This window comes from Streptomyces sp. VRA16 Mangrove soil, assembly GCF_017377775.1.
Classification (GTDB): domain Bacteria; phylum Actinomycetota; class Actinomycetes; order Streptomycetales; family Streptomycetaceae; genus Streptomyces.
The window spans coordinates 1,182,081-1,194,911 of sequence record NZ_JAFVLN010000001.1 but is presented as its reverse complement, the minus strand read 5'-3'; the positions used below and the strand labels follow the sequence as shown (position 1 = coordinate 1,194,911).

Here is a 12,831-nt window from a genome sequence, read left to right as displayed (position 1 = left end):
AGGAACCACCTGTCCGAGGCTCGGACGGTCTGCACTTTCCAAGGGGGGAAGCACTGTGCAGACCGTCCGAGCCCACTGTCGTCTCATGGTGTCGCCGCGGCGGCGGGGACGTCTCGGCTACGGCAGCGTGTGACCTGCCGCGCGGAACAGCCGGTACCACTCCTCGCGGGTGAGCGGAATCTCGGAGCCCGCCGCGGACTCGGCGACCCGGCCCGGGTTGGTGGTGCCGAGGACGACCTGCATGTCTGCCGGGTGCCGGGTGATCCAGGCGACGGCGATGCCGGTCGGGGTCACCTCGTACTTCGCGGCCAGTTCGTCGAGCACCTTGTTGAGTTCCGCGTAGTTCTCCACGTCTCCGATGAAGACGCCGTCGAAGAAGCCCTTCTGGAACGGCGACCAGGCCTGCAGGGTCATCTTGTGCAGGCGCGAGTAGTCCAGCAGCCCGTTGTCCCGGCTCACCGACTGATCGAGTCCGGCCATGTTCGCGGCCACGCCGGACGCGATCAACGGGGCGTGGGTGATGCTCAGCTGGACCTGGTTGGCGACGAGCGGCTGGCGTACGGCGCTCTTGAGCAGCTCGACCTGGCCGGGCGTGTGGTTGGAGACACCGAAGTTCACCACCTTGCCGGCGGCGTGCAGTTCGTCGAAGGCGGCCGCGACCTCGTCCGGCTCGACGAGTGTGTCGGGGCGGTGCAGGAGCAGCAGGTCGAGGTAGTCGGTGCGCAGCGCGGCCAGCGACTCGTCGACGGTGCGCACGATGTGCTCTTTGGAGAAGTCGAAGAAGCCGTGCCGGATGCCCACCTTGCTCTGGATCACGATGGACTCGCGCTCGGCGGCGGTCAGGGTCACCGCCTGCCCGAACCGCTCCTCGCAGGCATGCCGGGTCGGCCCGTAGATGTCCGCGTGGTCGAACGTGTTCACACCCGCGTCGCGAGCGCTGTCGTACAGGTCGCGCACTGCCTTGTCGTCGAGGTCGGCGATGCGCATGAGGCCCAGGACGATGTTGGAGGACCGCGTCCTGGAGCCGGGGAAAGAGATCGTCTTCATGGAGCCATGGTGGACGAGCTGCCACGCCCACCGCCAGTGCCCACGACTTTCGGACCGCTGATTGCGTACAGAACACGGGCCCTCGTCACGGCCGCCCGCCGAACTCCCAGTGGTGCACCTCCACGTCGGCGTACGCGTCCGGGTCCAGGACGGCACGCGCCGCGGCCGGGGTCTGCGCCCGGAGCAGCGCCGCCGTCCCCAGCCAGTGGGCGCCGTCGTCGGACAGCAGCGGCCCGTAGGCGATCAGGTCGCCGCCTTCGGCCGGCGGCTCGAGATCCGCGCCCTGCCCGGTGCCGAGACCGATCACCAGGTACCGGTTGCCTCCGGACCGACCTCCCGGGAAATCCCACATGGTGCGCCCCAGCACGTTCCGCCACCGCCGCAGGAGCACGTCCCGGTACGCCCCGGCCTGGTAGTTCGGCTCGTCGAAGGCGAACGCGCGGGCAGCGGCGACATCGGGCAGATCGAGGATGTGCACGCTCCCGGTGAGGGTGTCGTCATCGGCGAACGTCGGCCCCCGGGCGATCATCTTCTCCGCGTACCCGTCCATATAGGCCCAATGCGCTTCGACCAGCGCCTCACGCAGAGGCAGGGATCCGGCCCGGTCACGGTGGTAGCAGAGGAACTCCATGCCCGCAGTGTCGCTTCGGACGTGCCCCTGAGGCCAATGATTTCGCTGTGCCGACGGATCGGCTCGACGCGGCGGAACATACGCGTCGGGGCCCGTCCCGGGACGGGCCCCGACGACCGCTGACCGTCAGACCCGGTCGGCGGCGATGAGTACGTACTGGAAGGAGCCGTCCTTGTAGGAGTTGATGAAGGCGTCCTCGATTCCCGTGACGAGGGACGACGTGGCCCTCAGTTCCCAGTAGGGGAGGGTGTCGGGGGTGAGGTCGATGACGGCCTGCGGGACGAGGCGGTTGTCGGCCATGGCGCGCAGATACTCGCGGCGCGAGTGGATGTTGCACTCGAAGTGCGCGTTGATCTGCGAGACCCACTTCGACGGCTGGCCGTAGCGGGGGTTCCAGCAGCCGGTGATCGTCACGTAGCGTCCGCCGACGCGCAGCAGGCGGGAGTGTTCGGCGAACAGGTCCTGCAGGTCGACGTACATGCTCGATTCGTTGTTCCAGGAGGCGGCGGCCTGCCCGGTCTCGAAGGGGGTGGAGAGCATGTTGCAGACGCGGGCGCGTACGTGGTCGTCGATGCCGAGTTCGGCAGCGCGCCCGTTGGCGAAGTCGGCCTGTTTGGCCGAGAGCGTGACGCCTTCGACGTGGCATCCGAAGCGCTGGTGCGCCATCACCATGGAGCCGCCGCGGCCGCAGCCGGCGTCGACCAGGGTGTCGTCGCGGGTGATGTTCCCGAGGTGGCTGAGCAGGAGTTCGGCCTGGGCCGATTCGAGCCGGTGCAGCTCGGCGATGAGTTTCTGCTCGCTGTCCGGGGCGTTGCCGTCGCCGAGAGCGGTGTGGTCGACGTCGCCGATGCCGTAGTGGTGGTGGTAGAGACCATCGACATCACCGAGCCGCAGGTTCACGGGCCGCGCCTCGCCGTCCCAGTAGCGGGCGATGTCGCCCTGGTAGGGCGTGGCCGGGGCGGGAAAGCGCACGGTCGAGCCGGTGGCGGGGCGGGTGAGTTCGGTGCTGGTCACAAACAGGTCCAATCTCTTACCAGAAGTCCGGCAGGCTGTAGCGGTAGGTGTTGTTCTGGTGCCAGTGGTGGTTTCCGTCGACCCACGCGGCGACGCCGCGCAGGAAGCGTTGAACGCTGGGCAGCGGCAGGTCGGCGGCCAGTGCGCCGGCTTCGCTCTCGAAGCGGTGCATGAGGTCGTTGTGGACCTCGACCGACTTCAGATACGCCTCCCGGTCGGACAGTCCCTCCCGTCGTGCGATGACGACGGGCAGGTTCAGGTGCGTGCCGGGAGCGTCGAGCTCCTTGGTGTACGAGTACAGGTCGTTGACGATCGTCGTGGCGTTCCCGGCGAGCGCGATGACCTTCTGCATGGCCGGTCGGGCGTGCAGATCCGCGGGCAGTTCGTAGCCGCCCACGGTGTCGGTGATGGTCGGGCAGGGGCGGAAGTTGTTGAACTGGCGCATCGCCAGGTACTCCCACACCTCTGGTACGTGGTCCAGCTGGGCCCAGGCGGCCTCGGCCAGGTAGCCGAGATGCAGGCGGGCCATGTCGTGCCGGAAGCGGTCGGTCTGGGAGGGGCCCGCCGCCTGCACGAAGTACTCCATGGCGGAGCGGTAGGCGCGGCGGGGCGCGTCCGCGTGCAGGGACTCCTCCCACTGCTGCTGGTACTCCTGCGTGGTGTGCACGGGGTCGAGTGCGGTGTGGGCCAGCAGCAGGCGCTCGCCCAGACCGACGGGTGAGCCGCCGTGGTCCTCGCAGTAGTAGTCGTCCACCGCGTTCTCGGCCACCATCAGCCGGGTGGCGATCATCAGGTGGTCGACGGTGGGCGCATCGGGGTGACAGCCGACCATGTAGCTCCCCACGGAGAAGCCGTCGAACTCCTCCTCCCAGTCGTCGGGGTAGAGCGACACCTCGTCGAGCGCCCAGCGCTTGATCCGGCGGCTGATCTCGGCGACCCGCACCGGGTCGGGCTCGGCCACCGGGTGGTGGTAGAGGCCCGGGATCGGGGTACCGTGCGCGGCGCCGGGCACGGTCTGCTCGGGCGGGGCCGACCCGGGCGGGGGCGGCTCCTCCTGTCGCAGGATCAGGCGAAGACTCGCCGTGCCCAGGCCGCTCGGACCGCCCAGGATGCGCTCCATGCCGGGGATCGGCGCCGGCGGTTCGGCCGTCGGAGCGCTGGTGAGCGGCGGGTCGGGCGTAGGCGTACCGGCGAGCGGCAGGTCGAGCGTAGGCGTACCGGCGAGCGGCGGGCCGACCGTCGCAGTACTCGCGTGCGGCGGGCCGGGCTGGGGCACGGCAGGCGGTTCCGGCACGGTGGGTGGGATCGGGGGGCCGCCCATGACCGCCTGGACGTCGCGGGCGCGGGACGCGGCTTCGGACAGGATGTGTGCTCCGAAGGTGGCTGCGGCTTGCGGCAGGGTCGACTGCGCAGCGGGCGGCTCGGGCACGGGCATCGAAGGCTCCTTGGCTTCTGGTCTTCGGGTCTCTTGGCTCGTGGGCTCCTAGGGGAGGCGGACAGCCGCGCGCGGTACTGTCCTGCGCTGTTACCTGGGCCAGCGGGAGATCTCCACGTTCTCCAGCACACCGACCGCGTCCGGCACGAGGATCGCGGCGGAGTAGTAGGTGGTGACGAGGTACGAGGTGATCGCCTGCTCGTTGAGGCCCATGAACCGGACCGAAAGACCCGGTTCGTACTCGTCCGGCAGACCGGTCTGCCGCAGCCCGATGACGCCCTGGTTCTCCTCACCGGTACGCATGCACAGGATCGAGCTGGTCCGCTCCGGCGTGATGGGGATCTTGTTGCAGGGCAGGATGGGAACTCCGCGCCAGGCCGGGACCTGCTGGCCCCCGAGGTCGACGTGCTCCGGGTAGATCCCCCGCGCGTTGAACTCACGCCCCATCGCCGCGATCGCCTTGGGGTGCGCGAGGAAGAACTTGGAGCCGCGGCGGCGGCAGAGCAGTTCGTCCAGGTCGTCCGGGGTGGGCGGGCCGGCGTGCGGCTGGAGGCGCTGCTTGAAGTCGGCGTTGTGCAGCAGGCCGAACTCCCGGTTGTTGACGAGTTCGTGCTCCTGCCGCTCGCGCAACGCCTCGATGGTGAGCCTCAGTTGCTCCTTCGTCTGGTCCATCGGCCCGTTGTAGAGATCGGCGACCCTGGTGTGGATGCGCAGGATGGTCTGCGCGACCGAGAGTTCGTACTCGCGCGGTGAGGCCTCGTAGTCGACGAAGGAGCCGGGCAGTTCGTGCTCGCCGGTGTGTCCGGCGGACATGGCGATCTCGGCTTCGCCGCGGTGGTTCGTCCGGCGGCGGGAGAGCGCGGTGAACTCCTCGATGTGCTCCCGCAGGCTCTGCGCCGTGGCCATCACGGACGCGAAGTCGGCGCGTGACAGGGTGAGCAGGGTGCCCGAGGTCTCGGCGACGGCCGTGTGCTCCCACCGGGCGTCCGCGTCCAGCAGGGCGTGCTCGCCGAACCGGCCGCCGTCGGCCACGACGTCCAACTCGCTCTCGTCGCCGTACTTGCCAACGGTGGCCCGGCTGACGCGGCCGTGGGCGATCAGGTGCAGCCGGTCCGCGGGGGCGCCGCGCTCGACCAGCCTCTCACCGGCCGCGAAGTCGCGCTGGACGCACCGGTCGGCGACGGCCGTAAGGACGTCGACGTCGTCGAAGCCCCGCAACAGGGCGAGTTCACCGAGCTCACGGGGGATCACGCGGACCCGGGCACCGTCCTGGACGAACTCGATGGTCCCGTCACCGACGGTGTAGGAAAGGCGGCGGTTGACGCGGTAGGCCCCGCCCTTGGTCTCCACCCACGGGAGCATCCGCAGCAGCCAGCGGGAGGTGATCTCCTGCATCTGCGGAGCGGACTTGGTCGTATGGGCGAGATTACGGGCGGCCGCCGTGCCGAGGCTGGACTGGCGGGGTGTCTGCGCTTCCGATTGCGGAATCGAGTCAACAGTCATCGGGCGAGCTCTCCTTGCTCAGGACATACGCGCACCAAGGCGTCACGGGGCAATAGGGGCGAAAGGTGAAAGAGTGGCAATCCGTTCAGATCCGGGGGAACACTAACCGCCGCTTCCTGCCGACAACCAAGGAAGACCGGGGGAATTAGCTCGATACGATGATCGCGGCCACGCGATGTTTCCCCGGGCACAGACGAAATCCAGCCCTGTATCGCCCACATCGACGGCTCGCCGCGCCTACGACGTACGCCCCCGCCCCGCCCCCTGACCTCGGACGCATCAGGGCTGCGAAGCCGCTCGTCCCTCCCCCGATGCCGCCGTCCATGCGACGGTTTCAGCAACGCAGTTCGGCGATGCCCCCACCGCGGCGCTCCCAGCCTGTCGTGGCCGCACCGGGCTTCACCTTTCGGGCCGACACAGAACTCGGTTGCGAGCTGAGAGGGCTCCGGTAGCCTCACAGGGCGCAATCGCCGCCCACGGCCGTCTCCGGGAACCGAGCGACGAGATCCGGAATGTCGCCGACCTCACGCCCACGCCGGCTCCAAGGTCGGTTCACACATCACCGGAGTCACCTGGGGAGCCCGCAGCATGACCAGCACCACGGAGGCCATCCACGGGTCGGCTGCGGTGGACGACGCGACTCGAGGCGTCACGCGCCCGTTCTCCGTGTACGCCGTGCTCGCGAACTCGCTGTTTCAGCGGGGCGTCTTCGTCATCTTCCTGCAGCAGCGGGGCTTCTCCGCCGGACAGGTGGCCCTCCTTCAGACACTGCTCTACCTGGTCAGCGGGCTCGCGGAGTTGCCGACGGGCGTCATCGCCGACCGGATCGGCAGGCGTGCCAGCATCGTGATCGGCCAGGTGCTGATCGCCGGATGCCTGCTCGGCCAGGTGACGTCGTCCGACTACTGGGTGTTCCTGACGCTGTTCATCGGCCAGGGCGTGGGCATGGCCTGCGTGTCCGGTTCGGACACCGCCCTGCTGTACGACCTGCTCGTACGGCGTGGCGCGACGGCCGGCTACGTCAGGATCAGGTCCCGGTTCACCATGCTCGGTACGGTCACCTCGGGAGTCGCCATCGTCCTCGGCGGCCAACTCCAGCGGTTCGCCTGGGGAATCGTCTACGGCGGTTCGGCGCTCTGCCTCGTCCTCGCCGTGGTGGTGCTGATGGCACGGGTGCCCGAGATCCGCGGCGCGGACGCGGTCGACGAACAGGTCGGATCCGAGAAGGAGCACCGCGACACCACGGCGTGGCGAGCGATGCTCCGGGTCGCCACGCCGGCGCTCGTGACGCTTGTCGTGGTGTCCGGATTGATGCACGCGACTCTGACGCCGTACATCATCCTCACGCAGAAGACTCTCTCCGATCAGGGAGCGGGCACCGCGCTGGTCGGTGCGGTCATCTCGGCGGGGTTCTTCGTCGGCGGTCTCACGCCCTTGCTGTCGGACCGCGCGAACCGGCGCATCGGCTATCGGGCCGTCGTGCCGGTGGGCCTCCTGGCGCTCGCCGCGGCGCTCGGCCTGACCGGCCTCGGCCTGGTCTGGGTCACCGTCGCCGCGTTCCTGGTTCTGGTCGGGATTCCCGAGATCACCGCCGTGCTCGTGGACAACGTCTTCAACGAGGCCGTGCCGTCGCGCCACCGGGCGAGCCTGCTGTCGATGATCGCGTTCGTGGAGTCGGCGCTCATCGGCACCGGCTATCTCGTCCTCGGCGCGCTCATGGACGGGCTGGGCTCAAGTGCGGGCATGGCCGCCTACGCGGCGGTCCCCCTCCTGGCCTGTCTCCTGTGGCTTCCCGTGCTGCTCCGAGGGGCGCGGGTGAGCACCGAGGCCGCGCAGGTCCGCGACGGACGCTGAACCCGGCACCCGGCGCCGATCACGGGAGTCGCGCGGCCCCCGTCCTCGCACTGTCCGCCCCAGCCTGAGGGACATGGCCTGCGAGAACCCGCTCGGACTGTTTCTCCGGGCGCGACGCGAACTCACCCAGCCCCAGGACGTCGGACTGCCTGCCGGGGCAGGCGGCGGGTGGCGGGCTTGCGGCGGGAGGAGGTCCCGATGCCGGCAGGGGCGAGCACCGACTACTGCATACGCCTGGAACAGGGCCGGGAACGAGTGAGTCCCGCGTTGCTGCGGATGACGGAGGCCCGGCCGCAGACTCCCGCGGTCGTACTCGGATGCTGCCTGACCGTACTGGGGCACAACGGGTTCGCCCGGGGCGCGACGAAGCAGCGGCGTCCCGCGAACGGGCCCCGTCACCGCCTGCGCGTGGGCAGTTCGACGGTGATGCGCAGGCCGCCCGCCTCGCGGGGGACGAGGGTGAGGGTGCCGTCGTGGGCGCGAGTGATTGTCCTGACGATCGCCAGGCCCAGGCCGACGCCCGCCTGGTCGGTGTGCGTGCGGTCGGTGCCGCGCTGGAAGGGCTCGGTGAGGGTCGAGACCCGTTCGGGGGTGAGGTGTTCGCCGGTGTTGGTGACGGTGAGCAGCGCGGTGTCCGGGCCGGTGTCCGTGTCGATCCACACCGTGCCGCCACCGGGCAGGTTGTGGACGATCGCGTTGTGCACGAGGTTCATGGCCAGGGGCAGCAGCAGCGCCGGTGATCCCGCCGCCGTGGCGGGGTGCGCACGGATGTGGAGGGTGACCCCGTTCTTCTCCGCCAGGGGCAGCAGCGTCTCGGTGGCCTCTTCGGCGAGGAGGGACAGGTCGACGTCTTCCGGGGTGAAGGAGCGCTGGTCTGCGCGGCTGAGCAGGAGCAGTGATTCGGTCAGGTCGATCGCCCGGGTGTTGACGGTGCTGAGGCGGTCGACGAGTTGCCGGGTGATGCGGTCGGGGTCGGTGCGCGCCACGTCGAGCAGGGCCTTCGAAGTCGCGAGGGGGGTGCGCAGTTCGTGCGAGGCGTTGGCCGCGAACCTGCGTTGCTCGGCGACGTGGGCTTCGAGGCGCGCGAGCATCGTGTCGAAGGCGTCGGCGAGTTCACGGAACTCGTCCTGCCGGCCGGGCAGGTGGACACGGTGGTCGAGGGATCCGGCGGCGGCCCTGCGGGTGGCGTCGGTGATGCGGTTGAGGGGCGCGAGCATGCGGCCCGCGAGGATCCAACCGCCGAGCAGGCCGAACAGCAGCAGGAACACCAGCACCCCGGCCGCCGTCGGGGCGAAGCCGCGCACGAACACGGTGCCCGGGGTCACCCTCACCTTCCCGGACTCGTTCGTCTGCAGCCAGCCCTGCTGGAGCAGGAACACGGCGACGGCGAACAGCAGCAGGGCACCGGCCAGCATCAGGAACCCGGCATAGCTCAGGGTCAGCTTGAGGCGGACACTCATCCCGGGCTCTCTACGCACGGACGTCCCTTTCGTGGAGGTCGTGGCCGGGGTGCACACGCATGATCCTCACGGTACGAGCCGCCCCATATCGTCGGCATATCGAAAACCCCATACGGCCCGGGAACACGGCGCTGCCTTGACTGGCGCCATGAGTCACAGTCCGTCATCCGCACGCACACCCTCCCGCAGGATCCGCCGGATTCTGCTCCTGGCCCTGACAGCGGGCGTCACGGCGCTCGTGGTGGCCCTGATCCGCTGGCCGACGGGATCCTCGTCCGCCGGGACGACGCCCTCGGGCCGGCCGTCCGCATCCGCCGAGCGCTCCCCGCACGGGAAGGAGCCCGCGTCACCACCCGGCGCGCGTCAGGGGGCGGTCGGCGCGGCCGACGGGGTCGTCCCCGACGGTGTGACGGTCTTCGACGACGCGGTCCCCGCCGTGGCCAACCTGGATCCGAATCTGCGGACCGCCCTGCAGAAGGCCGCAAAGGCGGCCGGCCGGGACGGCGTCACGTTCTACGTCAACAGCGGCTGGCGCTCCAAGGCCTATCAGGACCAGCTGTTGCGCCGCGCCGTCGCCGAGTACGGTTCCGCGGACGAGGCGGCCCGCCGGGTCGCCACCGCGACGACCTCGCCCCATGTGAAGGGCGAAGCGGTCGATCTCGGTCGCGCGGACGCGACCGCGTGGCTGTCCCGGCACGGTGCCGCGTACGGCCTGTGCCAGATCTACCGCAACGAGGCCTGGCACTACGAGCTGCGTGCGGACGCCGACCAGAGCGGTTGCCCCGCGATGTACGCGGACCCGACCGAGGATCCCCGGATGCGGCAGTGACACCCCGCTCCTCCAACCCGCCGCCCCCGTACGGAAGATGAGCCCGGCCTCCCCCCAACCGGCAACTGTGTGCCACCTCCTGGCCAATGCCATAATCGCCGGGACTTCGACAGTTCCGTCCCGCAGTCCGAGCCAGTCCGATCCGAACCACGGTGGAGCCCCACATGACGGCGCAGCCCGTTCCCAGCCGCATCGACACCAGCAGACCGCATCCGGCACGGGTGTACGACTGGCTCCTGGGCGGGAAGGACAACTACCCCGTCGACCAGGCGGTGGCGCAGAAACTGCCGGCCCAGGCGCGGGACAACGCGCTGCGCAACCGGGCGTTCATGCACCGCGCGGCCGCCTGGCTGGCGGGCGCCGGCGTCGACCAGTACCTCGACATCGGCACCGGCATCCCGACCCGGCCCAACCTGCACCAGATCGTGCAGGGCATCGTGCCCACGGCGCGGATCGCCTACGCCGACAACGACCCGATCGTGCTGCGGCACGCCCAGGCGCTGCTGGTCAGCAGCCCCGAGGGAGCGACCGACTACATCGAGGCGGACGTCCGGCAGCCGCAGGCGATCCTCGATCACGCCCGCACGTTCCTGGACTTCAGCCGGCCCATCGCCCTGTCGATGATCGCGCTGATGCACTTCATCACCGACGAGGAGGACCCGTACGCCCTCACGCGCACCCTCGTCGACGCCCTGCCCTCGGGCAGCTACCTCGTGCTCTCCCACGGGACCACCGACGAGCATCCGCACCTGGCGCAGTCGGTGCGGACCACGTACCGGGAGGGCGAGATTCCGCTGCGGATGCGCAGCCGCGACGAGGTCGAACCGTTCTTCGCGGGGCTCGACCTGGTGGACCCCGGCCTGGTCACCGCCACGCACTGGTACAAGGACACCCCGGCGCCCACCCCCGAGCTCAGCGGGTTCTACGTCGGCGTCGCCCGCACCCCCTGAGGACCGGCGCCGCCGGCCGCCCGACCTGAGATGATCTCCGGAATCGACCACGGGCCCGGGCCTGCCCCGCAGGCCCGGCCACACCTCACGGGGAGCTCATGATCACGCTGTTGCTGTTCGTCCTGGTCGCGCTCGTCGCTTTCGGTTTCGTGTGCACGGTGTGGGCCGCCAGCGGCGGACCGCGCTGGGTCCGCGTCGTGTCGGCCGTCACCGTCGGGCTGGCCGAGGTGGTGGGCGCGGCGGCGAAGGGGAGCCGACGCGGCACGAGCAACAGTGCCGGCGGCGACAGCGACTGAGGTCCAGGGTGCGGGTCCCTCAAAGGATCACCAATCGAACCCATAAACGATCCTTATGGGCTCATAGACCGGACCCGCCTGCCAACTAAGGCTTGCCTTACTTTAAGATTCCCTTCGAGCACCACCCGCCCCACTCGAAGGGAACCTCACCATGCCTCGCCCTCTGCGGGTCGCCATAGTCGGAGCCGGCCCCGCCGGCATCTACGCCGCTGACGCGCTGCTCAAGTCCGCGACGGCCGACGAACCCGGGGTCTCCATCGACCTCTTCGAGCGCATGCCGGCCCCCTTCGGCCTGATCCGCTACGGCGTGGCTCCCGACCACCCCCGGATCAAGGGCATCGTCACCGCCCTGCACCAGGTTCTCGACAAGCCCCAGATCCGGCTCTTCGGCAATGTCGACTACCCGCGCGACATCGACCTCGACACGCTGCGTTCCTTCTACGACGCCGTGATCTTCTCCACCGGGGCCACCGCCGACCGGGCGCTGGACATCCAGGGGATCGACCTCGAGGGTTCCTACGGCGCGGCGGACTTCGTGTCCTGGTACGACGGGCACCCCGACGTGCCCAGGACCTGGCCGCTGGAGGCGGAGAAGGTCGCCGTGCTCGGCGTCGGCAACGTCGCGCTCGACGTGGCCCGCATCCTGGCCAAGACCGCCGACGAGCTGCTGCCGACCGAGATCCCCGGCAACGTGTACGACGGGCTCAAGGCGAACAGGGCCCGCGAGATCCACGTCTTCGGGCGGCGCGGTCCCGCCCAGGCCAAGTTCAGCCCGATGGAGCTGCGCGAGCTGGACCACTCGCCGAACATCGAGGTCATCGTCAACCCCGAGGACATCGACTACGACGAGGGCTCCATCGCCACCCGGCGCGGCAACAAGCAGGCCGACATGGTCGCCAAGACCCTGGAGAACTGGGCGATCCGCGACATCGGCGAGCGGCCGCACAAGCTGTTCCTGCACTTCTTCGAGTCGCCCAGCGAGATCCTCGGCGAGGACGGCAAGGTCGTCGGTCTGCGCACCGAGCGCACCGAGCTGGACGGCACGGGGAACGTCAAGGGCACCGGCACGCACACCGACTGGGACGTCACCGCGGTGTACCGCGCGGTCGGCTACCTCTCCGACGAACTGCCCAAGCTGCCCTGGGATCTGGCCTCCGGCACGGTTCCCGACAAGGCCGGACGGGTCATCGAGGACAGCGGGGAGCACCTGCCGTCCACGTACGTCACCGGCTGGATCCGGCGCGGTCCGATCGGCCTGATCGGCCACACCAAGGGCGACGCCAACGAGACGGTCGGCAGCCTGCTCGACGACTTCGCCGCGGGCCGGCTGCACACGCCGGACTCCCCCGCGCCGGAGGCCGTCGAGACGTACCTAGGTGAGCGGGGCGTCCGCTACACCACGTGGGAGGGCTGGTACCAGTTGGACGCCGCCGAGAAGGCGCTGGGCGAGCCGCAGGGCCGCGAGCGCGTGAAGATCGTCGAGCGGGACGAGATGCTCGACGCCAGCGGCGCCTGACGGCCGTCGGCCGCATTCCGGGTCGGCTCCGCCGACCCGCTTCCTGTGGGGAGCGGAACGCGTGCACCGCGTTCCGCTCCCCACAGGCGTTTCACCGCCCCCTGCGGTCCACCAGCACCCATCGGAGGAAGGCGGCATATATGCAGGGTCTGTGCCTGCGCTCCGTTTCGGCCTAAGGTGCTGTTCAGACTCTCGACTGCGGCCGCGTTGCGCATATGCCGCACGGGAGTTGAGGCCCCCTGTCCCCGGGCCGCGGCCAGGACGGCCGGAGCCGCGTCACACGCCGACACGCAGCC

General features: G+C 69.8%; 11 protein-coding genes. 5 read left to right on the top strand and 6 right to left on the bottom strand.

The annotated features are described in order from the left end of the window. Window positions 1–117: 117 nt before the first annotated feature. The 5 genes from J3486_RS05330 to J3486_RS05310 all read right to left on the bottom strand — a co-directional run bounded on the left by J3486_RS05330 (window position 118) and on the right by J3486_RS05310 (window position 5,630). On the bottom strand, window positions 118–1,047 hold the full coding sequence (locus J3486_RS05330) for an aldo/keto reductase family oxidoreductase (protein WP_207818744.1): 930 nt from the start codon (window positions 1,045–1,047) through the stop codon (window positions 118–120). An 85-nt stretch (window positions 1,048–1,132) separates the two neighbouring features. Further along, window positions 1,133–1,678, bottom strand: coding sequence for a YciI family protein (locus J3486_RS05325; RefSeq protein WP_207818743.1), 546 nt, complete (start codon window positions 1,676–1,678; stop codon window positions 1,133–1,135). A 126-nt stretch (window positions 1,679–1,804) separates the two neighbouring features. Next, the gene (locus J3486_RS05320) at window positions 1,805–2,692 is read right to left on the bottom strand and encodes a geranyl diphosphate 2-C-methyltransferase (protein ID WP_207818742.1); all 888 of its coding nucleotides are present in this window, start codon (window positions 2,690–2,692) and stop codon (window positions 1,805–1,807) included. A gap of 16 nt (window positions 2,693–2,708) precedes the next feature. After that, window positions 2,709–3,998, bottom strand: a complete 1,290-nt coding sequence (locus J3486_RS05315; RefSeq protein ID WP_374194690.1) for a family 2 encapsulin nanocompartment cargo protein terpene cyclase — start codon at window positions 3,996–3,998, stop codon at window positions 2,709–2,711. Between the two features lie 219 nt (window positions 3,999–4,217). Beyond that, the gene (locus J3486_RS05310; protein ID WP_207818740.1) at window positions 4,218–5,630 is read right to left on the bottom strand and encodes a family 2B encapsulin nanocompartment shell protein; all 1,413 of its coding nucleotides are present in this window, start codon (window positions 5,628–5,630) and stop codon (window positions 4,218–4,220) included. Between the two features lie 588 nt (window positions 5,631–6,218). Between J3486_RS05310 and J3486_RS05305 the strand changes: the two genes are divergently transcribed. After that, entirely contained in the window at window positions 6,219–7,484 is a 1,266-nt protein-coding gene (locus tag J3486_RS05305) for an MFS transporter (RefSeq protein WP_207818739.1), read from the top strand. 395 nt (window positions 7,485–7,879) lie between these two features. Here the strand turns inward: J3486_RS05305 and J3486_RS05300 are convergent, their stop codons facing one another. Beyond that, a complete protein-coding gene (locus J3486_RS05300; protein ID WP_229377411.1) occupies window positions 7,880–8,944 on the bottom strand; it encodes a HAMP domain-containing sensor histidine kinase in 1,065 nt (354 codons plus the stop codon). Between the two features lie 148 nt (window positions 8,945–9,092). Here J3486_RS05300 and J3486_RS05295 point away from each other — a divergent pair, with 148 nt between their 5' ends. The 4 genes from J3486_RS05295 to J3486_RS05280 all read left to right on the top strand — a co-directional run bounded on the left by J3486_RS05295 (window position 9,093) and on the right by J3486_RS05280 (window position 12,535). Continuing rightward, complete coding sequence (locus J3486_RS05295; RefSeq protein WP_207818737.1) at window positions 9,093–9,773, top strand: M15 family metallopeptidase; 681 nt, start codon at window positions 9,093–9,095, stop codon at window positions 9,771–9,773. Between the two features lie 164 nt (window positions 9,774–9,937). Further along, window positions 9,938–10,723: an SAM-dependent methyltransferase gene (locus J3486_RS05290; RefSeq protein WP_207818736.1), complete on the top strand. Its 786-nt coding sequence runs from the start codon at window positions 9,938–9,940 to the stop codon at window positions 10,721–10,723. Between the two features lie 98 nt (window positions 10,724–10,821). Beyond that, window positions 10,822–11,019 (top strand): hypothetical protein, encoded by a 198-nt coding sequence (locus tag J3486_RS05285; protein WP_207818735.1) that lies wholly within the window; start codon window positions 10,822–10,824, stop codon window positions 11,017–11,019. Between the two features lie 151 nt (window positions 11,020–11,170). Then, on the top strand, window positions 11,171–12,535 hold the full coding sequence (locus J3486_RS05280; RefSeq protein ID WP_207818734.1) for an FAD-dependent oxidoreductase: 1,365 nt from the start codon (window positions 11,171–11,173) through the stop codon (window positions 12,533–12,535). Window positions 12,536–12,831: the final 296 nt, after the last annotated feature.